Origin of the sequence: Rhodococcus sp. IEGM 1354 (genome assembly GCF_030056855.1) — a bacterium.
Classification (GTDB): domain Bacteria; phylum Actinomycetota; class Actinomycetes; order Mycobacteriales; family Mycobacteriaceae; genus Rhodococcoides.
Genome location: NZ_JASHKT010000087.1, coordinates 1 through 216 on the forward strand (window position 1 = coordinate 1; position 216 = coordinate 216).

The window sequence follows — 216 nt, forward strand, 5'->3', positions numbered from 1 at the left end:
GTACCGACACGTAGGCACCCACATCGACCCCGTCGCCGACGGTCGCCCGGGTTCCCTGCACCACCGACACCGTCTCGGACGTTCCCGGCCAGGCCGACACCAGCACCGCATCCACATCGGCTGGCACGGTGGCGGTCAGCGCAGGCGAAGGCCCGGTAGTCCACGGATCCGGGTGACCGTGCAGAGTCACGCGTGCCGACGGAGCGTGTTCTCGCA

At 69.9% G+C, this 216-nt stretch carries 1 pseudogene; it reads right to left on the reverse strand.

The window, feature by feature from the left end:
• Positions 1 to 190, reverse strand: a pseudogene (locus QM588_RS25670) (hypothetical protein); the annotation flags it as partial.
• Positions 191 to 216: the final 26 nt, after the last annotated feature.